At 28.8% G+C, this 257-nt stretch carries 1 protein-coding gene; it reads right to left on the bottom strand.

All coding sequences use genetic code 11. The annotated features are described in order from the left end of the window. On the bottom strand, positions 1-257 hold a 257-nt coding region (locus tag H3V04_RS09680), incomplete at both ends, for a hypothetical protein (protein WP_198188461.1).

Below are 257 nucleotides of genomic sequence, written 5' to 3'. Positions count from 1 at the left end.
AACCATGAATTGGCTGTATCGATAGTTTATTTAATGCTTGTTGAATTGTCCCGGAATATCCTACATCTACAACTGCAGAATTTTTACTTGAAAAGAGACCGGATGTTTTCAGATATGCCATTAAAGGTTGCTTTTCAGTATGTGCCAGACTTAAAATATCTGTTTGCAGGTATTCTAATAAAGGCTTTATATGATCAATTTGTTTTTGTTTTATAATTAATTTTTTATTCTTATCCCATAAATTTTTTTGATATATA

Source organism: Bifidobacterium sp. M0353, assembly GCF_016100645.1.
Lineage (GTDB): Bacteria > Actinomycetota > Actinomycetes > Actinomycetales > Bifidobacteriaceae > Bombiscardovia > Bombiscardovia choladohabitans.
Note: the sequence above shows the minus strand (reverse complement) of the source record. Positions and strands in the feature narration are given on the sequence as shown.